Source organism: Paragemmobacter kunshanensis (genome assembly GCF_011059185.1).
In the GTDB taxonomy this organism is placed as follows: Bacteria; Pseudomonadota; Alphaproteobacteria; order Rhodobacterales; family Rhodobacteraceae; genus Paragemmobacter; species Paragemmobacter kunshanensis.
This window is the reverse complement of the sequence record NZ_JAALFE010000012.1, coordinates 78,461-102,051: the sequence shown is the minus strand read 5'-3', so window position 1 is coordinate 102,051 and position 23,591 is coordinate 78,461. Positions and strand designations below refer to the sequence as shown.

The following is a 23,591-nucleotide window of genomic DNA, read 5'->3' as shown; positions in this document are numbered from 1 at the left end:
CCAAGGGATCCTTCCCCGGAAGGATCCCCGGATTTTTCGCGAGAAAAATCGCCCCCCCGCGCCAAGGTCAGAGGCTCAGTTGCCGCCCCCCAGCAGGTCCAGCAGCAGCCCGCCCGTGCCCTCGCCCAGTTCCTCGCGCAATTGCTCCTCCAGCTTGCGCTTCGCCGCATCCTCCAGGGATTCGCCCTCCTGCTGGTCGAACTCCGCCGCCGCCCTTTCCTTCAGGCTGTCCTCCAGCGCCGCCGCCTCTTCCTTCAGGTTCTCCTGCGCCAGCGCCTCCAGATCCAGCGCGAAGCTGGGCGCAGCCCAGGACCCCGTGATCCAGAGCGGCACCGAAATCCCCCCCGTTCCATCCGCCCCGCGCAGGGCCGTGGGGCGGATGCGGTATTCGATATCCCGCGCGCCCAGCCCGATCCGGCCCGATCCTTCCGCGCTGATCACCGGCCCGGCCATCAGCAGGTCGCGGTTGAACAGATCGCCCGCCTCGATGGTGAAACTGGCCGAAAGGCTGTCGAAGATCGTCTTCTGCCCCTCGCCCACGAAACCCGCATCCAGGCTGCGGATCATCCCCGCGATATCCAGCCCCACGATCTCGCCCGGGCCAAGGTTCAGCACCCCCGATCCCGACAGGCTGTTCATGATCGCCGCCACCGAATCCCCCGAGCCGAGGAAATCCAGCGTCAGATCCCCCGTCCCGATCAGCCGCGCAAAGCCCGTCAGGTCGGAAAGCATCGGCTGCAGGCTGATGCCGCGAAAGACCATGTCCCCCCCGACCGACAGGCCCCACCGCGCATTCACCACGAATTGCCCGGTGACCGATCCGCCATAGGCCCCCACCTCGTCCAGCCGGAACACCGCGCGCGCATTGTCGACCGATATCCCCGCCGCCACCGGGCCCAGCCGCACCGGCCCCAGCGCGACCGAATCCGCGCGCAGCCCGATCTCGGCATCCAGCGCCGAAAGCCCCCCCGCCTCGATCGCCCGGTCCGACCAGCCCGCCGTGGCCACCGCCCCGCCGCCCTCGCCCGCGCCCGTTCCTTCGGCCACATTGCCCGCCACCACCAGATCGCCCATGGCCAGCCGCGCCACCAGCTTCGGCCGCGCCGCGCCCTGCGTCAGGTCCAGATCGCCGGTGATCGCCGTGCCGTCCAGCGTGATCCTGCCGCCGCGCAGATGGGCCGATCCTTCCGCCGTCAGCGTCACATCGCCCGCCACCGCCACCCGTTCCGCCCCGAAACCCTGCGGCAGCGCGGGCCGGTCGATCCCGGCCAGCGCCGAGACGGCCGACAGATCGCCCAGATCCGCCTCCAGCCGCCCCTCGGCCACCATCGGGCGGAACCCGGCCCGCCCCGCGAAGGTGATCTCCGCCGCCCCCGCCCGCAGGGCCAGCGTGACCGGCGAGACGCCCCCCTCATAGGCGGTGCGAAAGGCCGCCAGCTGCGCCTCCATCTCCACCGCCTGCCCCGCCGATTCGGCGCTGAGGACAAGGTCCAGCGGCCCCTCATAATCGGCCAGCCGCGCCTCCAGATCGACCCCGGTCAATTGCACCCGCCGCCCCGTCGCATGATCGACATAGCCGATGCTGCCATCGCGGATCACCCCCAGATCCAGCGTGAAGGGCGTCTCCGCCGTGGCCATGTCGGGCGCAGCCGTGCCCCCGGCGGCACCGCCAAAGACCCAGTTGCCCATCCCCTCCTCGCCGCTTTCGATCAGGATCTCGGGCCGCGTCAGTTCCAGCCCGGTGATGCGCACCGCGCCCCCGAACAGCGCATTAGCATCAATCCGGATGGCCAGCGCATCGGCCACCAGCATCGGCCCCTCGTCGGACCAGTCGGCATTGGAAATCGTGATCCGCCCCGTCTCCACCCCCAGCACGGGCCAGAGCGTGGGCGTCACCCCGCCCTCGATCGTAAGCTGCCGCCCCGTCACCTTCTCGAACTGCCCCACGGCCAGCGCCGCCACCCTGTCCGACGGGATCAACAGCAGCGCCGCCGCGCCGATCACCACCAGCACCGCCAGCACCCCAAGGATCCGGAAAACCCAGCGCATCATTCCTCCTGCCCCTGCCCCCGTCAGGTTACGCGCCGCGCGGCCCCCGCCGCAAGCGCCCAACCCGCCGCCCGACGGATCAGTTCACCGCCACCGGGCGCGAGCGGAACCGCGCCACCGTCTCGCGCTCGGCCCGCTTGCAGACCATGGGCGGCAGGCCCCGGTCAAGCAGCGCCAGATCCTCCAGCACCATCTCGCCCATCCGCCGGAAGGCCACGTCCAGCGCCCCCGCCCGATGCGCCGACAGAAGGAAGCCGGGGATCGCGCGCACAGGATGATCCGCGGGCAGGGGCTCTTCGGGGAACACATCCGAGGCGGCCAGGATATGCCCGCCCCTGACCGCCGCCATCAGCGCGCCGAAATCCACCACATCGGCGCGGGACAGAAGCAGGAAGATCGCGCCCCGCCGCATGGCGGCGAATTCCGCCGCGCCAAGAAAGCCCCGGTTCTCGCTGGTGACGGCCGCCGTGCAGAAGACCACATCCGACTGCGCCATCACCGCCTCCAGAGAGGCGGGCTCCGCCCCGGCCTCGCGGATGCGCGAGGCGGGCAGCCAGGGGTCGAAGACCCGCAGGCGCGGCGCAAATCCCGCCAGCACCCGCGCCGAGGCCCGCCCCAGATCGCCGAAGCCCAGGATGCCGACCTCCGCCCCGGTCAGAAGCCGCGCCGCGCCGTTCCCCTCGCCCCCCCAAAGCTCGCGCCCGGCGCGGAAATCCGCATCCGCCCCATGGATATTGCGCAAGAGCGACAGCGCAAAACCCAGCCCGATCTCGGCCACCGGCTGGGCAAAGACCGCCCCGGTGGTGACGACATGGATGCCCCGGCGAAAGACCTCGTCATAGGGCATGTTGTTCAGCAGGTTCGATTCCACGTTGAAGATGCAGCGCAAGGAGGACAGCCGCGCCAGCGTGGCCGCGTCCAGCGGCGGCTGCCCGATGATGTAGCGCGCCTCGCCCAGCACCGCATCCGGCAGGCCGGGCAGGTCCGCATCGGTGGTCTCCACGATCCGGTAGCGCGCGCGCAACTCGGCCAGCCGATCCGGCGCAAGGATCAGCGGCAGGCTGCGCGGCAGGGGGCAGGACAGGATCAGCGGGCGGGGATCGGTCATCGGCAGGTCTCCTCTCGCCCGGCACGCTATGCCGCCCCCCGCCCCGGGGCAAGCCACCGCCGGCGATCCGATTGCGCGTGTTCCACGCAAGCCTTTCCTCTCGCCTCCGCATCCGCTCCGGCTCGGATGTTAGGGGGCGCTCGCGCCCCCTCTTGTCCCGCTTCGCGGGCCAATTCACCCCCGAGGGTATTTTCCCCAAGATGAAGACCATGCCGCTTCATCTTGGCCCAAATACCCAGGGGGTCCGGGGGGAACCCCCGGCGACCGAGCCGAAGCGCGCAGGCGCGCAGGCGAGAGGAAAACCTTGCGGCGGCACGCCGCTCCGCCAGATCACCGCCCTTCACGAAGCGCGGCCTTTGCGCTATGGGCGAGCGCATGACCCAGAACCCGCCGAACCTCCGCCCCGACCTTGCCCGCGCCTCCGTTCCCGACGAACGCCGCGCAGGCCAGCCCACCATCGGCATGGTCTCGCTCGGCTGCCCCAAGGCGCTCGTGGACAGCGAACGCATCCTCACCCGCCTGCGCGCCGAAGGTTACGCGATCTCCCCCGATTACGCAGGCGCGGATGCCGTCATCGTCAACACCTGTGGCTTCCTCGATTCCGCCCGCGCCGAAAGCCTCGACGCCATCGGCGAGGCGCTGAAGGAAAACGGCCGCGTCATCGTCACCGGCTGCCTTGGGGCAGAACCCGATTACATCACCGGCGCGCATCCCAAGGTTCTGGCGGTGACAGGACCGCATCAATACGAACAGGTGCTGGACGCCGTCCACGGCGCGGTGCCGCCGAAGCCCGACCCCTTCATCGACCTGCTGCCCGCCACCGGCGTCAGCCTCACCCCGCGCCATTACAGCTATCTGAAGATTTCCGAAGGCTGCAACCACAAGTGCAAGTTCTGCATCATCCCCGACATGCGCGGCAAACTGGTCAGCCGCCCCGCCAACGCCGTGCTGCGCGAGGCGGAGAAACTGGTCGAGGCAGGCGTTCGCGAACTCCTCGTCATCTCTCAGGACACCTCCGCCTATGGGCTGGACCGCAAGCATGACGAAAGTCCGTGGAAGGACCGCGCCGTCCGCGCCCACATCACCGACCTCGCGCGGGAAATGGGCAGCCTCGGCGCCTGGGTGCGCCTGCATTACGTCTACCCCTACCCCCATGTGCGCGACCTGATCCCGCTCATGGCCGAAGGCCTGATCCTGCCCTATCTCGACATCCCCTTCCAGCACGCCCATCCGGACGTCCTCAAACGCATGGCCCGCCCCGCCGCCGCCGCCCGCACGCTCGACGAAGTCGCCGCCTGGCGCGCCACCTGCCCCGACATCACCCTGCGCTCCACCTTCATCGTGGGCTATCCCGGCGAGACGGAGGCGGAATTCCAGACCCTGCTCGACTGGCTGGACGAGGCGCAGCTCGACCGCGTCGGCTGCTTCAAATACGAAAACGTCCCCGGCGCGCGCTCCAACGCCCTGCCCGACCATGTGCCCGAAGAGGTGAAGCAGGACCGCTGGGATCGCTTCATGGAAAAGGCGCAAGCCATCTCGGCCGCGAAGCTCGCCGCCAAGGTCGGCCACAGGCTGCAGGTCATCGTGGATGAGGTCGACGGCGAAGGCGCCACCTGCCGCACCAGGGCCGACGCGCCCGAAATCGACGGCAACCTCTTCATCGACGAGGGTTTCGAAACCCTCTCCCCCGGCGACATCGTCACGGTCGAGGTCGAGGAAGCCACCGAATACGACCTGTTCGGTCGTCGGGTCTGACGGCTTGACCGCCGCGCGCCGCGCTGCACATCCTCGGCCATAGCCATTCCGCAGGAGCAGCCATGACCGACGCCCCCAAGATCGCCCAGCGCGCCCCCTACCCGGTGGAGGTAGAGGCGGGAAAATCCTACTTCTGGTGCGCCTGCGGCCAGTCGAAGACCCAGCCCTTCTGCGATGGCAGCCACAAGGGCACCGCCTTCACACCGGTCAAGGTGACGGCGGAAGAGGGGAAGCGCATGTTCTTCTGCGGCTGCAAGGCCAGCGCGAAGGCCCCCTTCTGCGACGGGTCCCATTCCCGGCTCTGATGTCGCAGGGGCTTGGCGCGGGTCGCCCCGCGCCTAGCTTTGCGCCATGACCGAAGACACCCGCATTCTCTATAACGACACCTGCCCGCTCTGCCGCTTCGAGGTGGATCATTACCGCGCCGCCGCCACCCGCGACGGCGCGCCCCTGCGCTTTGACACCCTGCAGGAGGCCGCCCGCTGGGGCCTGACCGAAGATCAGGCCGCGCGCCGCCTGCATGTGCTGCAGGACGGCAATCTCCTGTCCGGGCTGGAAGCCTTCCGCGCGATCTGGGCCGCCCTGCCGCGCTGGCGCTGGCTGGCGCGGGTGACCGGCTGGCCCGTCATCCGCCCGGTCGTGACCCTGCTCTATGACAGGATCGCAGCCCCCCTCCTCTACCGCGCCCATCGGCGCAGGCAGGCCAAGGCCGCAACAACCCCACCCCGGGTCTGACCCGGGGCGCAGCGCGCCCCACGCGTTGCAAACCCGCCCCCCCTGGACTGGAACGCCCCTCTTCTGCCCGGCACCCGCGCGAGGGCGAAATCTGACGCAGATTTCGCGCCGTTTCCTGACGCAGGAAACGGTGCCCAAGCCGGAATTTGCGCCAAATTCCGACGCGATTTCTGCGTCAGAAATCGCCTGGCCGATCAGGATCACCAGCGAGGCCACGCGAACCACAAGCAGGGGCAGAAAGTGACAGCCGACGCAATCCTCCCCCGTCCCCGCAGGCCGCAACCGGCCTGCCACCCGGAATTTGCGCCAAATTCCGACGCGATTTCTGCGTCAGAAATCGCCTAGCCGATCAGCACCACCAGCCAGGCCACGCCCCCCGCGATGGCCGTCACCGCCACCACCGCCGATCCCGCATCCTTCGCCCGCTTCGCCCGCGGGTCGATCTCTTCCGAGATGTAATCCACCACCTCCTCGATGGCGGTGTTCATCAACTCTGCCGCCAGCAGCAGCAATCCCAGCGCCAGGATCAGCGCCCGCTCCCCCGGCGTCAGATCCAGCGCGAAGGCCAGCGCCGCCGAAAGCACATTCACCAGCACCCATTGCCGCAACGATTTCTCGCGCGCCCAGGCCGAAACCCAGCCCTCCCACGACCATTTGGTCGTGTTCCCGATCCGCCGCACCTCGGCCTTCAGCCAGTCGATCATTGCGCCCATCCCTTGCCGTGGCGTCAAGGATTACCCGCTCCGCCCCAGCGCGTCGAGATAGGCGCGCATGCAGGTCACCACATGGGCAAAGCGGTCGCCCCCCAGATGCACGCCGCCATACCAGCGCGTGACAACCACCACTTGATCGCGCAACCCGGCCCGCTCCAGCATCTTCAGCATCACCGCCCCCGCGCCGGATTCGCCGTCATCGCCCTTCTGCGCGCCGCCCTCGCTCAGCAGCACGGCCTAGCTGTTATGCGTGGCCTTGGCGTATTTCTTTTCCCGCTTCAGCTCCGCCAGGAACGCCTCCACCCCCGCGCGGCCCGCCACCGGCCCGCCCGAGACGGCATAGCGCGATCCGCGGTCGCGCAGCACTTCGCCCAGCTTTCTCATGCCCCCGCCATAGCCCGGCAGGGCGGCCTTGGCCATGGGCTCAGCGCGCCACCAGCGCCTCGATCCCCGCCTTGTTCGGGCAGAAGGCGGGCAGCGCCTCGGCCGTCACATTGCGCGCCAGCCAGCCCTGACACTCGGCCGATCTCTCGCAGGCCTGGCAGCGCTCCACCAGTTCGGCCAGTTCCGCCCGGCTCAGCCAGCCCTCGATCACCGCATCCGTCAGGTTCACGCCCACCGCGCGCCCCATGCCGCGCGTCAGGCCCCAGGCCCTCGGGGCTTCCACATAACCGATCATCGCCGTCATCCTCAGTCGTTCCCGCAGGCCAAGCATGCCCCGGCCGCCCCCGCGACGCATTGACGCAAATCAAGCGGGCGCGCCGGGCGATCAATAGCCGCGCAGCCGCGCCACCACGGCCTGAACCTGCGCCTTCCTCTGCGCATTGGGCGGATGACTGCCCAGGAACTGGTCGCCCGGATCGGGCAGCCGGTCAAAGAAACCCGTCCCCAGCACCGGATCATAGCCCGCCATCAGCGCGATCTCGGCCCCCAGCGCATCGGCCTCCAGCTCGAAGCCCCGCGAATAGCGCCGCGCCCCCACCGTGGCCCCCAGACGCTGCGCCGATTGCACCGCCGCGGCATCCGCGCCCGTCGCCTGCGCCAGGATCCCCGCCACCATCGCGCCGGCCATGGCCGTCTGCTGGCTTTGCGGGATATGGCCCAGGATGTGATGGCTTGCCTCATGGCCAAGGACGAAGGCGATCTCGTCCTCGTTGCGCGCATCGGCCACCAGCGCCAGCGTGAAGCCCAGCACCGGCCGCCCGCTTTCATCCAGCGTCTGAAAGGCATTGGGCCCCTGCCCCGGACGATCGTCGATGACGATGCGGAAATCGCAATTCACGCCGCGCGTGCGGGCGCGGCAGATCTCTTCCGTCATCGGCTCCACCCGGCCCACGACGCGGATGAAATTGTCCGCCGCCTGCCGCGGCGTCAGGGGCGCGCCGGGATCCACCGGCGCGGCCACCGGCACCGGCGCGGGATATCCCGCCTGCTGGGTCGGCACACAGGCCGAAACCCCCGTCACCGCCAGCGCGATTGCCGTCACGATTGCCCGCATCGACCCGACCTCATGCCTGCCGCCCGCTTGCCGCGCGGCCTTTCTCGTTTTTCCCAATCTAGCAAAGCCGCCCGCCAAGCACAGCCCCCCCGCGCCCCGCTCACATCCATGTCAGCAAGGCCCCGCCACCGGCCTCTCCTACGCCCCCCTCATTCCCCCCCGCATTTCCCATTGCACCGCCGCCCCCGCCCGGTCTAGCCTTGCCCCATGTTCACCATCGAGCACGATTTCGACGCCACCGTGATCACCCTCATCGACGAGGGGCATGAAGGCCTGATGGAAGACATCACCATCCTCGCCTTCGACGATTGCGTGACGCTGGAACAGATCGACCCGATGACCGAGGAACCCGCCCGCATCACCCTGTCCATGGCCCAGTTGCGCGATCTCGCCGCCGCGCTGGACCTGCCCGAAGGCAGCTACCGGATCGAGACACGCCCCCCCAAGGGCTGATCCCGAACCCCGTCCCGGGGCCTGCCCCGCGACCTCCCGCCCCAGCTCCCGCCCCCCGTCCCGATCCCAACCCGGCGCAGCCCCGCCCCCCCAAGGGCTGATCCCGCCCCCCGTCCCGGGCCTGACCCGGGACCTCCCGCCCCCCGTCCCGATCCCGACCCGGCGCAGCCCCGCGCCCCGTCACTCCAGCCGGAACCGCTTGTCGCGCGACGTGGCCCCCCGGATCAGCACCAGCCGCCCCTTCGCCACCCCCAGCGCATGGGCCAGCGCCTCGGCCACGGCGGCATTGGCCCGCCCGTCCTCGGCCGGGGCCGAGACGGCGATCCGCCAGACCCCGCCCTCCAGGCTCACCCCGGCCAGCCGCGCCCGCGGCACGGCCCGCACCGCGAATTCCGCCCCCGGCACCGCCAGATCCGCCCGCTCGCCCTTCCGCATCCCTCTGGCCTTCCCGCCCGCGCGCCCCTAACCTTGCCGCCGACAGTTGCGCCAATTCCCGCCCGCTGGAAAGCCCCCCGCCGCAAGACCCGCCGCAAGACCCGCCGCAAGCCCCACCCCAGACTGCCCACAGGATCCCTGCATGACCACCGCCTTCTACACCGACGAACGCACCTTCTGGCACCATGGCGGCAACTACGCCCTGACCCTGCCGGTGGGCGGCCCCCTCGGCCAGTTCGTCCAGCCCGGCGGCGGCCTGCCCGAAAGCCCCGAAACCAAGCGCCGCCTGAAGAACCTGATCGAGGCGACGGGCCTCCTGCGCCACCTCTCCCTGCGCGGGGCCGATCCCGCCACGCGCGACGATCTGCTGCGCGTCCATCCCGCCGCCTATCTCGACCGTTTCAAGGCGCTGTCCGATGCCGAAGGCGGCGAGCTTGGCCCCCGCGCCCCCTTCGGCCGCGGCGGGTTCGAGATCGCCGCCCTCTCCGCGGGCCTCGCGCTGCGCGCCCTCGGCGACATCCTGTCGGGCGAGGTGACCAATGCCTATGCCCTCACCCGGCCGCCCGGCCATCACTGCCTGCCCGATCATCCCAACGGCTTCTGCCTGCTGGCCAATATCGCCATCGCGATCGAGGCCGCCCGCGCCGCGGGCCAGGCCCGCCGCTTCGCCGTGATCGACTGGGACGTGCATCACGGCAACGGGACCGAGGCGATCTTCCTTGCCGATCCCGATGTGCTGACCATCTCGCTGCACCAGGACCGCAACTATCCCACCGATACCGGCGCGGCGACGGTCCGCGGCGCAGGCCCGGCGCGCGGCAGCAACCGCAACATCCCCCTGCCCCCCGGCACCGGCCATCGCGGCTATCTCGAGGCCTTCACGCGCCTCGTCCTGCCCGCCCTTCATGCCCACCGCCCCGATGTCATCATCGTGGCCTGCGGCTTCGATGCCGCGGCCCTCGATCCGCTGGGCCGCATGCTCGCCACTGCCGACACCTTCCGCCAGATGACCCGCCTCACCCGCGAGGCCGCCGAATCGCTCTGCGCGGGCCGCCTGCTCTGCGTCCATGAAGGCGGCTATTCCGAGGTCTATGTCCCCTTCTGCGGCCATGCCGTGATCGAGGATCTGGCCCAAAGCCCCGTCACCATCCCCGATCCGCTGGCCGCCACCCTCTCCGCGCGCCAGCCCGACGCCCGCTTCGATGCCTTCCTCTCGGCCTGGATCGACGATCTGGAAACCCTCTTCACAACCCCCTGATCCCCCAACACCCCCCTTGCCCCTTCATCCCGGCTCAAATACCCAAACCACCAGGCCGAAGCGCGCAGGCGCGCAGGCGAGACAAAAGCAATGCGGGCCAAGGCCCGCTCCGCCAGAAACCCCACCCCACCGCCCCGCGCCAAGGCCGGGGGACAAGGCACGAAAGCATGAACCAGGACGCGTTCACCTTCCTCTCCACCCGCCTCTCCTATCCCTCCAAGGCCATGACAGGCCCCGCCCCCGACCGCGCCGCGCTCCAGCCGATCCTGCAGGCCGCGCTGCGCGTGCCCGATCACGGCAAGCTCGAACCCTGGCGGCTCATCGTGGGCTATCGCCCGGCGCTGGCCCGCTGGGCCGATCTGGCCGAGGCGCGGGCGCGCGAAGAGGGCAGCGATCCGGAACGGATCGAGAAGGGCCGCGGCCAGTTCGACCGCTCGCATCTGGCCGTGGTGGTGATCGCCGCGCCCAAGGCCTCCGACAAGATCCCCGAAATCGAACAGACCCTCTCGGCAGGCGCGCTCTGCGCCGGGCTGGTCAATGCCGCCTCGGCCGCCGGATGGGGCGCGCAATGGCTGACCGGCTGGGTCAGCCATGACCGCCCCTTCATCACCCGCGCCTTCGATTGCGACGCGCGGGAATGGGTGGCGGGCATCATCCATATCGGCAGCAAGGCCGCCCCCGCCCCCGATCGCCCGCGCCCCGATCTCGCGCGGGTCGTCCACTGGGCCTGAACCGGAGGCGCCGCCGCATGGGCCTGATCCTGTCCTCCTTCCTTGCCGCGCTCGGCCAATGGGGCGATGCCCGCTTCCGCCGCGTCGTCCTTCTGGGCGTGGCGCTGACCCTGGCGCTTCTGGTCGCGCTCTATGCGCTGATGCTGGGGGCGATCCAGTGGCTGGTGCCCGAAACCACCGACCTGCCGCTGCTCGGCCCGGTCGGGGGGCTGGATACGCTGCTCTCCATCGGCTCGATCCTGCTGATGCTGCTCGCCTCGGTCTTCCTGATGGTGCCCGTCGCCTCGGCCTTCACCGGGCTCTTCCTCGAAACCGTGGCCGATGCGGTCGAGGATCGCCACTATCCCGGCCTTGCGCCCGCCCGCCCGCAGGGCGCGGCCGACGGGCTGATCGGCGCGGTCAACTTCTTCGGCGTGGCGCTGGTCGCGAACCTCGTGGCGCTCCTGCTCTGGCCCTTTGCCGGGCCACTGGTGCCGGTGCTGTTCTGGGGGCTGAACGGCTATCTGCTGGGGCGGGAATATTTCACCCTCGTCGCCCAGCGCCGCATGCCGCGGACCGAGGCGCGCGATCTCTGGCGCGCCAACAAGGCCCGCATCTGGGGCGCGGGCATCCTGATGGCGGCGCCGCTCTCGATCCCGCTCGTGAACCTCGTGATCCCGGTCCTCGGCGTGGCGACCTTCACCCATCTCTTCCACCGCCTGACCCGCCGCTGATCCGGCGGAGCGGCGTGCCGCCGCAAGCCTTTCCTCTCGCCTCCCGCGCGTGCCGCGCGTCCGGCTCGGTGTTCAGGGGGCGTTCCGCCCCCTCTTGTCCCGCTTCGCGGGCCAATTCACCCCCGAGGGTATTTTTCCCAAGATGAAGACCATGCCACTTCATCTTGGCCCAAATACCCCGGGGGTCCGGGGGGAACCCCCGGCAACCGAGCCGAAGCGCGCAGGCGCGCAGGCGAGAGGAAAACCTTGCGGCGGCACGCCGCTCCGCCGGATCACCGCGGGCAGGGGTTGATCACCCCGTCATCACCCCGCGCAGGTCGATATCGCGGATCGAGATCACCCCCGACAGGATGATCCCCGCCAGAACCGCCCAGACCAGCGTCGCGATCAGCGTCGTCAGCTTCGCCTTCCGCCCCACGATCTCGGTCGCCGGGGCGCTTTTCGGCGTGCCGGGCACCACATCGCCCGCATCGCCCTGGCTGACAAAGCGCAAGGGCAGCACGATGAAGAAGACCATGAACCAGGTCACGGCATAAAGCACCATGGCCGAGGTGATGCTCATCGCGTCACACCTGTTCCAGCTCGACAAGGCAGCCGTTGAAATCCTTGGGATGCAGGAACAGCACCGGCTTGCCATGCGCCCCGATCTTCGGCTCACCCGAGCCCAGCACCCGCGCGCCCGAGGCCTTCAGCCGGTCGCGCGCCGCAAGGATATCCTCCACCTCATAGCAGATGTGATGGATGCCCCCCGCCGGGTTCTTCTCCAGGAAGCCCGCGATGGGGGAAGTCTCGCCGAGGGGATAGAGGAGTTCGATCTTCGTGTTCGGCAATTCGATGAAGACCACCGTCACCCCATGATCGGGCTCGTCCTGCGGCGCGCCGACCTTCGCGCCCAGCGTGCCGCGATACTGCTCTGCCGCCGCCGCCAGATCCGGCACGGCAATGGCCACATGGTTCAGTCGTCCGATCATCGGTCACTCCCTCACAAGCTCTCGTCCCGGGTTATGGGTGCGCCCCGCCCCCCGCGCAAGGGGCCGGGCGGTCGCAGGGGCCTTTACCGGCGCTTAACGCCTCTCGCCGCAGGATTGGCGCAGGACTTGCCAAAGATTCGCCACAGCCGCCGCGCAGGATCGCCCCATGACCCAGGCCGCCCCCCAGATGCCGCCCGCCCCGCCCCCGCCGCTTCCCCCGGCGCTGCGCGATGCCGTCAACCTGCGGCTGGTGACGCTCTACCCGGATTGAGGCGCGGGTTACAGCGCCGGGTCCGATGCCGCGCGCACCAGTTGCGTCAGGTCCGACAGCCGCTCGCGCTGGCGCCCGCCTGCGTCGAAATTCGCGGGCGACAGCCAGGCCGCATAGGCCTCGCGCAGGGCAGGCCATTCGCTGTCGATGATCGAGAACCAGGCCGAATCCCGGTTCGCCCCCTTGATCACCATATGCTGGCGGAACACGCCCTCATAGGAAAAGCCCAACCGCTGCGCCGCCCGCCGCGACGGCAGGTTCAGCGCGTTGCATTTCCATTCATAGCGCCGATAGCCATGCGCAAAGGCCCAGTCCATCATCAGGAACATGGCCTCGGTCGCCGCCCGCCCCCGCTGCAGCGCGGGCGACAGGCAGATATGCCCCACCTCGATGCTGCCATGGTCGGGCGTGATCCGCAGGAAGGAGGCCACGCCCGAGGGATGCGCCGCCCCTTCGGCGTGGATGGCCCAGAACACCGGATCCTTGCCCGCCGTCGCCTCCTTCGCCCAGCGGTGATAGGCGGCGGCGGAATGGAAGGGGCCATAGGGCATGTAATCCCACAGCCCGTCATGCCCGGCAAAGGCCGCGAAAAGATCCGCCGCATGGGCATCGGCATCCAGCCGCACCAGCCGCGCATGGCGCCCCTCCAGGGGCGCCTCCCCCGGCCAGTCCGCCGCCTGCCATCCCTCGATCAATTTGCCCGCCATTGCCCGCCTCCCCAGCCTTTCCCCCTTCTGCCCCGCCCCGGGCCACAATCGCAAGATCAGAACGCAAATCCCGGGGGATAGGCATGGAACCCGTCGAAATCCGCCTTGCCCAGCGCCACCCCCGCCGCCCGCAGCGCGGCATAGCCCATGGTCAGGTGGAACAGGAAGTTCGGCATCCCGTAGAGATGCAGGAAGGCCGCCCCCTCCTGCTCCAGCCAGGCCTCGCCCGCCCGATGCCGGATCAGCCGCGCCTCCGCCCCTTCGAACTCCGCGGGCTTCATCGCCCCCAGCACCGCCCGCGCCACCGCCAGCCGCGGGCCCAGCGCGGCGGGCAGGTCCGGCACCTCGCGCCCGGCCAGCGGACAGGCCACCCGCAGCGCGAAGCCCGCCGCCGTGCCGAATTGCTGCTCGGCGGGAAAGGCATCCGCGATCCGCGCCCCCATCGCCGCTTGCCCCGCCCGCTCCACGATCAGCGATACCCGCTCCAGGTAATGCCGGAAGACGGGGACGGATGCGGAATAAAGCGGCGGATGCGGCAGCATGGATCACCTCGGGTCAGGGCGACAGACTGGCAGGGAATGCCCGGCTTGGCGAGGGGGGCCCAAAACCCCCTCCCCCAGCATGGGGGAGGGCTGGGGAGGGGGTGTTCGGCGGAGGGGGTGTTTGGCGGGAGGGGGTGTTCGGCGGGAGGGGGTGTTCGGCCCAACAAACCGCAGACCCCCAAAGCAGAAGGGGCGCCCCCGGCGCCCCTCCCCATTACTGATCCTTCGGCACGACCCGCAGCCGCAACTCGCGCAGCTGCTCGTTCAAGGGCTCGCTCGGCGCGCCCATCAGCAGGTCCTCGGCGCGCTGGTTCATCGGGAACATGATCACCTCGCGGATGTTCTGTTCATCCGCCAAGAGCATCACCGCCCGGTCGATCCCCATGGCGCAACCCCCGTGCGGCGGCGCGCCATATTTGAACGCCTTCACCATCCCCCCGAACCGCTTGTCCACTTCGCTGTTGGGGTATCCGGCCAATTCAAAGGCCTTGTACATGATCTCGGGCTTGTGGTTGCGGATGCCGCCCGAAATCAGCTCATAGCCGTTGCAGGCAAGGTCATACTGATAGGCATGCACCGCCAAGGGATCGCCCATCAGCGCCTCCATCCCCCCCTGCGGCATGGAGAAGGGGTTGTGGGAAAAGTCGATCTTCCCGTCATCGGTCTTCTCATACATCGGGAAGTCCACGATCCAGGCGAAACGGAACGTATCCGTCTCCGCCAGCCCCAACTCGCGCCCGATCTCGTTGCGCGCTTTGCCCGCAAAGGACACGAACTGCTCGGGCTTGCCGCCAAGGAAGAAGGCCGCATCGCCCAGCCCCAGCCCAAGCTGCTGCCGGATCGCCTCGGTCCGTTCGGGTCCGATATTCTTGGCCAGCGGCCCCGCCGCCTCCATCCCCGACCCATCCTCGGCCTCCCGCCAGAAGATATACCCCATCCCCGGCAGACCTTCCTTCTGGGCAAAGGCATTCATCCGGTCACAGAACTTCCGGCTGCCCCCCGTCGGCGCGGGGATCGCCCGCACCTCGGTCCCCTCGTTCTCCAGCAGCTTCGCGAACACTGCAAAGCCCGACCCCCGGAAATGCTCGCTCACCACCTGCATCCTGATCGGGTTGCGCAGGTCCGGCTTGTCGCTGCCATACCACAGCAGCGAATCCTTGTAGGCGATGCGCGGCCATTCCGACGGCACCTTGCAATCCGGCCGGAACTCCTCGAACAGCCCCTGAATGACGGGCTGCACGGCGGCAAAGACATCCTCCTGCTCGACGAAGCTCATCTCCACGTCCAGCTGGTAGAAATCGGTGGGCGACCGGTCCGCGCGCGGATCCTCGTCCCGGAAACAGGGCGCGATCTGGAAGTAACGGTCGAACCCCGCCACCATGATCAACTGCTTGAACTGCTGCGGCGCCTGCGGCAGCGCATAGAACTTGCCCGGATGCAGACGGCTGGGAACAAGGAAATCCCGCGCTCCTTCCGGCGAAGACGCCGTGATGATCGGCGTCTGGAATTCGTTGAACCCCTGCCCCCACATCCGGTTGCGCAAGCTGCGCACCACGTTCGAGCGCAGCATCATGTTCCGATGCAGCTTCTCCCGCCGCAGATCGAGGAAGCGATAGGTCAACCGCGTCTCTTCGGGATAATCCACCTCGCCGAAGACCGGCATCGGCAGCTCTTCCGCAGCCCCCAGCACCGTCATGCCGGTGGCATAGACCTCGACCTCCCCGGTCGGGATCTTGGGGTTCACCAGCGCCGCATCCCGCGCCTTCACGCGCCCGTCGATGCAGATGACCCACTCCGCCCGCACCTTCTCGATCTCGGCAAAGGCGGGGCTGTCACTGTCCGCCAGAACCTGCGTGATCCCGTAATGGTCGCGCAGGTCGATGAACAGCACGCCCCCGTGATCGCGCACGCGATGCACCCAGCCCGACAGGCGGACCGTCTGGCCCACATGGGCTTTGTTCAATTCGGCGCAGGTATGGCTGCGATAGGCGTGCATCATGCTCCCCCTTGCGAGGCATCTTCGGTCATCGCGCCGATACACCCCTTGGCGCAGACGAAGTCAAGGCCCGCACGGGGGCCGCACGGGACCGGCGGCCCATTCGTGCATCGCTGCACAACTCCCGCGCGCCCCTGCCCGCTTCCCACATCCGCGCACCGGCCCCATATGGGTGGCAACAGCAAACATCAGCCGAAAGGGCAAAGCCATGACCAGGATCCCCGGCCTTCACCACGTCACCGCCATCTCCGGCCCGCCGCAGGCCAATGTCGACTTCTACGCAGGCACGCTGAAACAGCGCCTCGTGAAGAAGACGGTGAACTTCGACGCCCCCGACACCTACCACCTCTATTACGGCGACCATACGGGCAGCGCGGGCACCATCCTCACCTTCTTCCCCTTCGCCGAAGCAGGCCCCGGCCGCGCCGGCCCCGGCATGGCCTCGGCCTATGCCTATGCCATCCCGAAGGGCGACTTCGACACGATGATCGACGAGATGTCGGAAGGCGACAACTTCCTCCCCGCGCCGACGCTGCGCTTCGGCCAGCGCGTCCTCACGCTGCGCGATCCCGACGGCGCCCCCGTGGAACTGATCGAAACCGAAGGCGCGGCTGACCGGCACGGCTTCCATTCCGTCACCCTCTGGGAACGCGACCCCGACCCCACCGCGCGCCTCCTGACCGAGGCCTTCGGCTATGAGGTGCAGGGCAGCGAACGCAGCCCCGGCGGCGAACGCCTCCGGCTCAAGGCGCCGGGCAATGACCGCGCCAACATCATCGACATCTGGCGCGCCGATGTCCCCACCGTCCCGCGCCCCGGCAAGGGAACGATCCATCACGTCGCCTTCCGCGCCAAGACGCAAGAGGATCAGCACCACTGGCAGGAGGCGCTGCTGAAATTCGGCCACCGCACCACGCCCGTCATCGACCGGCAGTATTTCAACGCGATCTACTTCCGCGAACCGGGCGGCGTGCTGTTCGAAATCGCCACCGACCCGCCGGGCTTCGCGGTGGACGAGCCCGTCGAAACCCTCGGCACCGCACTGAAACTCCCCCCGCAGCACGAACGCCTGCGCGACCGGATTGAGGCCACGCTGCCGAAACTCAAGGTCCCCGCATGAATCGCGCGGGCCCCTCAAGGAACGCCACCGCCGGGATCGTGCTGCTGCACGGTCGCGGCGGCTCGGCCGCCGACATCCTGTCGCTGATGTCCCACGCCGCCCTCCCCGATGTGGCGGCCATCGCGCCCGAGGCCCCCGGCAACAGCTGGTGGCCCACCTCCTTCCTCGCGCCATCAGCGCAGATGGAACCCTTCGTGACCCGCGCCTTGGCGCAAGTGACGGACGCCATCTCCACCCTGACATCCGAGGGCATCCCCCCGGGCCGCATCTGGCTCGCAGGCTTCTCCCAGGGCGCCTGCCTCGCGTCCGAGGCCTATGCCCGCATGGGCGAACCCCTCGCGGGCCTCCTCGCCTTCTCCGGCGGCCTCGTCGGCACGGGCGATGCCGAAGGCCCCCCGACCGAAGCGCTCTACGGCCACCGCCCCAAACGCTTCGACTATGGAGGGAATCGCAAGGGCCGCGTCTGGCTCTCCGTCCACGAACGCGACCCGCACATTCCCGTGCAACGCGTGCAGGACACGGCGGCCACCCTCAGCGCCCTCGGCGCGGCCATGGAAACGAAGGTCTACCCCGGCGCAGGCCATGGCGTGATGCGCGACGACATCAGCGCCCTGCGCCGCTGCCTCACCGCCTGACCCCACCGTCGCAGGGGGCTGTCCGCCCCCTCGTCGCTGCGCTCCTCACCCCCGAGGGTATTTTCGGCCAAGATGAAATGGCCCGGTCTTCATCTTGGGACAAATACCCTCGGGGGTGAATTGGCACGCCGCAGGCGGGACAAGAGGGGGCAGAAGGCCCCCTGACCCCGGAGGAGGCGCGCAGGCGCCGACGACAGGAAAGGCTTGCGCCGGACGCGGCACGCGGCCGGCGCTCCGCTCAATTCCCCGCCCAGACCGCCGGGATCAGGCCGCGCAGCGCATTGCCCACCCACAGCCGCACGCGCGGCAGATCCTCCGCCCGCAGCACCTCCTCCGGCACCGCCAGTTCCGCCCGCAGAACCCCCGGCAGCAGGCCGCAGGCCAAGGGCGGCGTCCGCATCCCCTGCCCCCGGTCGAAGAAGACCGTCGTGATCGTCCCGTCGCAGACCTCGCCGCGTTCATTCAGGAAGACCACCTCATCCAGCCCCGCAGGCAGCGCCGCCCGCGCCGCGTCATAGGCCGCGCGCCGCGTCGTCTTCACCCGCAACCACGGATCGCCCGAGGCCAGCCGCGCCGCCGCCAGCCCCACCCGCCATTCCGCCTTCCCTGCAGGCAAGGGCGCCACCGTCACCTCCATATCCCCCGCAGCCCCCAGCGTCAGCCGCACCCGCAGCGCCGCATCGCCCACCGCCGCGAACAGCGCCCGCTCCACCGCCGCCGGATCGCAGGGGAACCCCAGGGCCGCAGCCCCGCGCGCCAGCCGCGCCAGATGCAGCGCCAGCCGGGGGAAGGCCGCCCCGTCCCACAGAGCCGTCTCGATCAGCCGGACGTCGCCAGCCCCTCCGCGTAGCGCGCCTTCCACAGCGCCTCCTCCCATTCGCCATCGGCGGTGCTGTCCTGCACCACCCCCCCGCCCACGTTCAGCACCACGCGCCCGCCCGGAAACAGCGACAGCGTGCGGATCGCCACGTTCCACACTGCATCGCCCGAAGGCGCCATCCAACCCATCGCCCCGCAATAGACGCCCCGCGCGCGCCCCTCGACCTCACGGATGATCTCCATCGCGCGGATCTTCGGCGCCCCCGTGATCGACCCGCAGGGAAACAGCGCCGCCATCAGCCCCGCCAGATCGGCCCCAGCCACCAGCCGCCCCGTCACGGTCGAACTCATCTGATGCACCGTCGCGAAAGGCTCCACCGCATAAAGCTCCGGCACCTTCACCGACCCGACCTCGGAGATCCGCGCGATGTCGTTGCGCAGCAGATCCACGATCATCAGGTTCTCCGCCCGCGCCTTCTCGGATGCGAACAACTCCGCCGCCAGCGCAGCATCCCGCGCGGGGTCCGCATCGCGCGGCGCGGTCCCCTTCATGGGCCGGGCGGAAATCACGCCCCCCTCCACCCGGAAGAACAACTCGGGCGACCGCGACATGACCACCGGCCCCGCGCCCAGATCGCAGAAGACGCCGTATCCCACCGCCTGCCGCGCCCGCAGCGCGCCATAGAGACCCAGCGCCGTGCCACCCTCCAGCCGCGCCGAAAGCGGGAAGGTCAGGTTGATCTGATAGCAATCCCCGGCGGCGATATAGCCCATCACCCGCGCCATCGCCGCGCCATAGGCCGCGCGGCTGATCCCGCGCCGTAGGCGCGACAGCCGCGCCGCCCCCGCCTCTTCCGCCGCCCGCGCCAGCAGCGCGCCCGCGTCAACCGGCCCGTCGAACACCCCCAGCAGGACCAGCGGCGCAGGCCGCCGCGCGGGCATCAGCCGCGCCAGACGCGGCTCCAGCGCATAGCCCGCCTCATAGGCGACATAGCCCGCAACCCAGGCCCCCGCCGCCCGCGCCCGGTCGGCACGGGCCAAAGCGGCGCGCACCTGATCCGCCCGCCGCGCCACGATCACCTCGCGCGCGCCGTCGAAAAGCGCAGGCACCCCGCCCGGACCATGTTCGAAAAGGATCACGCAAGCCCACTCCGTTCCATCGCGGGCCGAGATAGCACCGCCCCCACCCCCCGACCAGCCCAGCCGCGACGCCTTGCCGCCCCGATCCGCCCGCGCAGGCATTTTCTGACGCAGAAAATGCGCCGAAATCTGACGCAGATTTCGCCCCCCAACCGCGCGACACCAGCCCCCAGCAAAATTCTGCGTCAGAATTTTGCGCGATTTCTGCGTCAGAAATCGCTGACCACCACAACCGCTTGCGCAGCAGCCCCCACTCCCCTAAACCCCCGTCAATTTGCGCGAAGCACGAATCCTCCACCCGCTGCACTCATGCTGCGGGATGGCACATGCGGGACAGGACCATGCCGAAAAGAACCGATATCTCCTCCATCATGATCATCGGCGCCGGTCCCATCGTCATCGGGCAGGCCTGCGAATTCGACTACTCCGGCGCACAGGCTTGCAAGGCCCTGCGGGAGGAAGGCTACCGCGTCATCCTCGTCAACTCGAACCCCGCGACGATCATGACGGATCCGGGCCTTGCCGATGCCACCTATATCGAACCCATCACCCCGGAAGTGGTGGCCAAGATCATCGAAAAGGAACGCCCCGACGCGCTCCTGCCCACCATGGGCGGGCAGACCGGGCTGAACACCGCGCTGGCGCTGGCCGATATGGGCGTGCTGGAACAGTTCGGCGTGCAACTGATCGGCGCCAACCGGCAGGCCATCGAGATGGCCGAAGACCGGAAACTGTTCCGCGAGGCGATGGATCGCATCGGCCTTGAAAACCCGAAAGCCACCATCGTCGCCGCCCCCAAGCTTCCTTCCGGCAAATACGACATCGCAGCCGGCCTCGCCGAGGCCATGGCCGCGCTGGAATATGTGGGCCTCCCCGCCATCATCCGCCCCGCCTTCACCCTTGGCGGCACCGGCGGCGGCGTCGCCTATAACCGCGATGATTACGAGGCCATCGTGAAATCCGGGCTCGAAGCCTCGCCCGTGGCCCAGGTCCTTGTCGATGAATCCCTCCTCGGCTGGAAGGAATACGAGATGGAGGTGGTGCGCGACCGCGCCGACAATGCCATCATCGTCTGCTCCATCGAAAACGTCGATCCGATGGGCGTGCATACGGGCGACAGCATCACCGTGGCCCCGGCGCTGACGCTGACGGACAAGGAATACCAGATCATGCGCAACGGCTCCATCGCCGTCCTGCGCGAGATCGGCGTGGAAACCGGCGGGTCCAACGTGCAATGGGCGATCAACCCGGCAGACGGCCGCATGGTGGTGATCGAGATGAACCCCCGCGTCTCCCGCTCCTCGGCGCTGGCGTCGAAGGCCACGGGCTTCCCCATCGCCAAGATCGCCGCGAAACTGGCCGTGGGCTACACGCTGGACGAGCTGGACAACGACATCACCAAGGTCACCCCCGCGTCGTTCGAACCCTCGATCGACTATGTCGTCACCAAGATCCCGCGCTTCGCCTTCGAGAAATTCCCCGGCTCCCAGCCCAACCTCACCACCGCCATGAAATCGGTGGGCGAAGCCATGGCCATCGGCCGCACCATCCACGAATCCCTGCAAAAGGCGCTGGCCAGCCTCGAAACCGGCCTTTCGGGCTTTGACGAAATCGCCATCCCCGGCGCGCCCGACCGCGCCGCCATCTCCAAGGCGCTGTCCGAGGCCACGCCCGACCGGCTCCGCGTCATCGCCCAGGCCATGCGCCACGGCCTGAGCAACGACGATATCCAGGCCATCACCGCCTTCGATCCCTGGTTCCTCGCCCGCATCCGCGAAATCATCGACGCCGAGGCGCAGATCCGCCGCGACGGCCTGCCGGTTACCGCCGACGGCCTGCGCCGCCTGAAGATGATGGGCTTCACCGATGCCCGCCTCGCCAAGCTGACGGGCCGCGACGAAGGCCAGGTCCGCCGCGCCCGCCGCAACCTTGGTGTCACGGCCGTCTTCAAACGCATCGACACCTGCGCGGCAGAGTTCGAGGCGCAGACCCCCTACATGTATTCCACCTATGAAACGCCCGTCATGGGCGACGTGGAATGCGAAGCCCGCCCCTCCACCGCCAAGAAAGTCGTCATCCTTGGCGGCGGCCCAAACCGCATCGGGCAGGGCATCGAATTCGACTATTGCTGCTGCCATGCCTGCTATGCGCTGACCGGCGCGGGCTATGAAACCATCATGGTCAACTGCAACCCCGAAACCGTGTCCACCGACTACGACACCTCGGATCGCCTGTATTTCGAACCCCTCACGCTGGAACACGTCCTCGAAATCCTGCGCGTGGAACAGGAAAACGGCACGCTGCACGGCGTCATCGTGCAATTCGGCGGCCAGACGCCCCTGAAACTCGCCAATGCGCTGCATGAAGAGGGGATCCCGATCCTCGGCACCACGCCCGACGCGATCGACCTGGCCGAAGACCGCGAACGCTTCCAGAAGCTGCTCCACGACCTCGGCCTGAAACAGCCCGTCAACGGCACCGCCCGCTCCCGCGACGAGGCCTTCGCCATCGCGGCCCAGGTCGGCTATCCCCTCGTCATCCGCCCCTCCTTCGTCCTCGGCGGCCGCGCGATGGAAATCGTCCGCTCCGACGACCAGCTCGAACGCTACATCTCCACTGCCGTGCAGGTGTCGGGCGACAGCCCGGTCCTGCTCGACAGCTATCTCTCCGGCGCGGTCGAGGTGGATGTCGATGCCCTCTCGGACGGGCAGAACGTCCATGTCGCGGGCATCATGGAACATATCGAAGAGGCGGGCGTCCATTCCGGCGACTCTGCCTGCTGCCTGCCGCCGCATCACCTCTCGCCCGAAACGGTGGAAGAGCTGAAGCGCCAGACCGTCATCATGGCCCGCGCCCTGCATGTGGTGGGGCTGATGAACGTGCAATTCGCCATCAAGGATGGCACGATCTACGTGCTTGAGGTGAACCCCCGCGCCAGCCGCACCGTGCCCTTCGTGGCCAAGGCGACCGATTCTGCCATCGCCTCCATCGCCGCGCGCCTCATGGCGGGCGAGCCGCTTTCGAACTTCCCCGAACGCGCGCCCTATCCGGCGGGCGTCGGCCCCGATACCGATCTTCCGCTGGCCGATCCGCTGACGCTGGCCAACCCGCAGACGCCCTGGTTCTCGGTCAAGGAGGCGGTGCTGCCCTTCGCCCGCTTCCCCGGCGTCGATCCCCTGCTCGGCCCCGAGATGCGCTCCACGGGTGAGGTGATGGGTTGGGACCGCACCTTCCCCTTGGCCTTCCTCAAGGCCCAGATGGGCGCAGGCACGATCCTGCCCGAGACGGGCCGCGTCTTCCTGTCGGTCAAGGACATGGACAAGACCGCAGCCCTGGCCGATGCCGCCCGCGACCTCGTGGCGATGGGCTTCGACATCGTGGCGACCAAGGGCACCGCCGACTGGCTGAAAGGCCAGGGCGTCAAGGCCGAGGCGGTGAACAAGGTCTATGAAGGCCGCCCCAACATCGTGGACCGGCTGAAGAACGGCGACATCGCGCTGGTGATGAACACGACCGAAGGCAGCCAGGCCGTCTCCGACAGCCGCGACATCCGCCGCGTGTCCCTGATGGACAAGATCCCCTATTTCACCACCGCCGCCGCCAGCATCGCCGCCGTGGCGGCGATGAAGGCCCGGGGCGAGGGCTATGGGGTGCGGACGCTCCAAGGGTAGGGCCAAGGCGGGGAGACCCCCGCCCTACCGCCGCGCGCCCCGTAGGGCGGGGTTCACCCCGCCACCGGGGCGGCGTAGGGCGGGGTTCACCCCGCCATCCCGGATGCCCCCGTCCCGGGCCTGACCCGGGACCTTCCCCCAGAAACAGAATTCCCCGGATCGTCGAACGCATGGCGGGGTGAACCCCGCCCTACCCTCCCTCCATCGGGGCAGACCGGGGTTCACGCCCCCAAGGCCCGACACAGCGAGCAGGTCCAATGGCCCAGCCTTC

General features: G+C 69.0%; 23 protein-coding genes and 1 pseudogene. 10 read left to right on the top strand and 14 right to left on the bottom strand.

All coding sequences use genetic code 11. From position 1 onward, the window contains the following. Nucleotides 1–75: 75 nt before the first annotated feature. Together G5V65_RS13210 and G5V65_RS13205 are read right to left on the bottom strand one after the other, a co-directional pair. A complete protein-coding gene (locus G5V65_RS13210) occupies nt 76–2,052 on the bottom strand; it encodes an AsmA family protein (protein ID WP_165050865.1) in 1,977 nt (658 codons plus the stop codon). 76 nt (nt 2,053–2,128) lie between these two features. Then, nucleotides 2,129–3,157, bottom strand: coding sequence for a hydroxyacid dehydrogenase (locus tag G5V65_RS13205; RefSeq protein WP_165050863.1), 1,029 nt, complete (start codon nt 3,155–3,157; stop codon nt 2,129–2,131). A 375-nt stretch (nt 3,158–3,532) separates the two neighbouring features. On the opposite strand from G5V65_RS13205, the gene rimO reads away from it, so the two are divergent. The 3 genes from rimO (at nt 3,533) to G5V65_RS13190 (ending at nt 5,647) form a co-directional block, all read left to right on the top strand. Further along, the gene (rimO, locus tag G5V65_RS13200; protein ID WP_165050861.1) at nt 3,533–4,912 is read left to right on the top strand and encodes a 30S ribosomal protein S12 methylthiotransferase RimO; all 1,380 of its coding nucleotides are present in this window, start codon (nt 3,533–3,535) and stop codon (nt 4,910–4,912) included. A gap of 62 nt (nt 4,913–4,974) precedes the next feature. Further along, nucleotides 4,975–5,217 carry a CDGSH iron-sulfur domain-containing protein gene (locus G5V65_RS13195; RefSeq protein WP_165050859.1) on the top strand — a complete coding sequence of 81 codons (243 nt, stop codon included), beginning with the start codon at nt 4,975–4,977 and terminating at the stop codon, nt 5,215–5,217. A 46-nt stretch (nt 5,218–5,263) separates the two neighbouring features. Then, the gene (locus G5V65_RS13190; RefSeq protein WP_165050857.1) at nt 5,264–5,647 is read left to right on the top strand and encodes a thiol-disulfide oxidoreductase DCC family protein; all 384 of its coding nucleotides are present in this window, start codon (nt 5,264–5,266) and stop codon (nt 5,645–5,647) included. Between the two features lie 341 nt (nt 5,648–5,988). Here the strand turns inward: G5V65_RS13190 and G5V65_RS13185 are convergent, their stop codons facing one another. The 4 genes and pseudogenes from G5V65_RS13185 to G5V65_RS13170 form a co-directional block, all read right to left on the bottom strand. After that, on the bottom strand, nt 5,989–6,351 hold the full coding sequence (locus G5V65_RS13185; protein WP_165050855.1) for a diacylglycerol kinase: 363 nt from the start codon (nt 6,349–6,351) through the stop codon (nt 5,989–5,991). A 30-nt stretch (nt 6,352–6,381) separates the two neighbouring features. Next, nucleotides 6,382–6,744, bottom strand: a pseudogene (locus G5V65_RS13180) (YigZ family protein). Nucleotides 6,745–6,784: 40 nt separating this feature from the next. After that, nucleotides 6,785–7,039 carry a DUF6455 family protein gene (locus tag G5V65_RS13175; protein WP_165050853.1) on the bottom strand — a complete coding sequence of 85 codons (255 nt, stop codon included), beginning with the start codon at nt 7,037–7,039 and terminating at the stop codon, nt 6,785–6,787. A gap of 90 nt (nt 7,040–7,129) precedes the next feature. Then, nucleotides 7,130–7,858, bottom strand: a complete 729-nt coding sequence (locus G5V65_RS13170) for a M48 family metallopeptidase (protein WP_165050851.1) — start codon at nt 7,856–7,858, stop codon at nt 7,130–7,132. Between the two features lie 207 nt (nt 7,859–8,065). Between G5V65_RS13170 and G5V65_RS13165 the strand changes: the two genes are divergently transcribed. Further along, entirely contained in the window at nt 8,066–8,311 is a 246-nt protein-coding gene (locus tag G5V65_RS13165) for a hypothetical protein (RefSeq protein ID WP_165050850.1), read from the top strand. A gap of 180 nt (nt 8,312–8,491) precedes the next feature. On the opposite strand, the gene G5V65_RS13160 is transcribed toward G5V65_RS13165, so the two are convergent. Beyond that, entirely contained in the window at nt 8,492–8,746 is a 255-nt protein-coding gene (locus tag G5V65_RS13160) for a DUF167 domain-containing protein (RefSeq protein ID WP_165050848.1), read from the bottom strand. A 142-nt stretch (nt 8,747–8,888) separates the two neighbouring features. On the opposite strand from G5V65_RS13160, the gene G5V65_RS13155 reads away from it, so the two are divergent. From G5V65_RS13155 to G5V65_RS13145, 3 genes are all read left to right on the top strand, one after another. Beyond that, nucleotides 8,889–10,004, top strand: a complete 1,116-nt coding sequence (locus tag G5V65_RS13155; RefSeq protein ID WP_165050846.1) for a class II histone deacetylase — start codon at nt 8,889–8,891, stop codon at nt 10,002–10,004. A gap of 167 nt (nt 10,005–10,171) precedes the next feature. After that, nucleotides 10,172–10,735, top strand: coding sequence for a nitroreductase family protein (locus G5V65_RS13150; protein ID WP_165050844.1), 564 nt, complete (start codon nt 10,172–10,174; stop codon nt 10,733–10,735). Nucleotides 10,736–10,761: 26 nt separating this feature from the next. Beyond that, nucleotides 10,762–11,448, top strand: a complete 687-nt coding sequence (locus tag G5V65_RS13145; protein WP_343162848.1) for an EI24 domain-containing protein — start codon at nt 10,762–10,764, stop codon at nt 11,446–11,448. 292 nt (nt 11,449–11,740) lie between these two features. Here G5V65_RS13145 and G5V65_RS13140 read toward each other — a convergent pair whose 3' ends face one another. The 5 genes from G5V65_RS13140 to aspS form a co-directional block, all read right to left on the bottom strand. Further along, nucleotides 11,741–12,010, bottom strand: a complete 270-nt coding sequence (locus tag G5V65_RS13140) for a DUF1467 family protein (RefSeq protein WP_165050839.1) — start codon at nt 12,008–12,010, stop codon at nt 11,741–11,743. Between the two features lie 4 nt (nt 12,011–12,014). Continuing rightward, nucleotides 12,015–12,419: a methylmalonyl-CoA epimerase gene (gene mce / locus G5V65_RS13135; RefSeq protein ID WP_165050837.1), complete on the bottom strand. Its 405-nt coding sequence runs from the start codon at nt 12,417–12,419 to the stop codon at nt 12,015–12,017. Nucleotides 12,420–12,698: 279 nt separating this feature from the next. Continuing rightward, nucleotides 12,699–13,397 carry a GNAT family N-acetyltransferase gene (locus G5V65_RS13130; RefSeq protein WP_165050835.1) on the bottom strand — a complete coding sequence of 233 codons (699 nt, stop codon included), beginning with the start codon at nt 13,395–13,397 and terminating at the stop codon, nt 12,699–12,701. 56 nt (nt 13,398–13,453) lie between these two features. Continuing rightward, complete coding sequence (locus tag G5V65_RS13125) at nt 13,454–13,939, bottom strand: DUF1993 family protein (protein ID WP_165050833.1); 486 nt, start codon at nt 13,937–13,939, stop codon at nt 13,454–13,456. A 214-nt stretch (nt 13,940–14,153) separates the two neighbouring features. Continuing rightward, a complete protein-coding gene (gene aspS / locus G5V65_RS13120; protein ID WP_165050985.1) occupies nt 14,154–15,935 on the bottom strand; it encodes an aspartate--tRNA ligase in 1,782 nt (593 codons plus the stop codon). Between the two features lie 208 nt (nt 15,936–16,143). Between aspS and G5V65_RS13115 the strand changes: the two genes are divergently transcribed. Further along, nucleotides 16,144–17,055, top strand: coding sequence for a ring-cleaving dioxygenase (locus G5V65_RS13115; RefSeq protein WP_165050831.1), 912 nt, complete (start codon nt 16,144–16,146; stop codon nt 17,053–17,055). Beyond that, entirely contained in the window at nt 17,052–17,690 is a 639-nt protein-coding gene (locus G5V65_RS13110) for an alpha/beta hydrolase (protein ID WP_165050829.1), read from the top strand. Before G5V65_RS13115 ends, G5V65_RS13110 begins: the two co-directional genes overlap by 4 nt. Before the next feature lie 238 nt (nt 17,691–17,928). On the opposite strand, the gene G5V65_RS13105 is transcribed toward G5V65_RS13110, so the two are convergent. Together G5V65_RS13105 and G5V65_RS13100 are read right to left on the bottom strand one after the other, a co-directional pair. Continuing rightward, nucleotides 17,929–18,552 carry an aminotransferase class IV gene (locus tag G5V65_RS13105; protein ID WP_394352243.1) on the bottom strand — a complete coding sequence of 208 codons (624 nt, stop codon included), beginning with the start codon at nt 18,550–18,552 and terminating at the stop codon, nt 17,929–17,931. Beyond that, entirely contained in the window at nt 18,510–19,649 is a 1,140-nt protein-coding gene (locus G5V65_RS13100) for an aminodeoxychorismate synthase component I (protein ID WP_165050825.1), read from the bottom strand. The genes G5V65_RS13105 and G5V65_RS13100 overlap by 43 nt, the downstream gene beginning before the upstream one ends. 341 nt (nt 19,650–19,990) lie before the next feature. Here G5V65_RS13100 and carB point away from each other — a divergent pair, with 341 nt between their 5' ends. Beyond that, nucleotides 19,991–23,320, top strand: coding sequence for a carbamoyl-phosphate synthase large subunit (gene carB, locus G5V65_RS13095; RefSeq protein WP_165050823.1), 3,330 nt, complete (start codon nt 19,991–19,993; stop codon nt 23,318–23,320). Nucleotides 23,321–23,591: the final 271 nt, after the last annotated feature.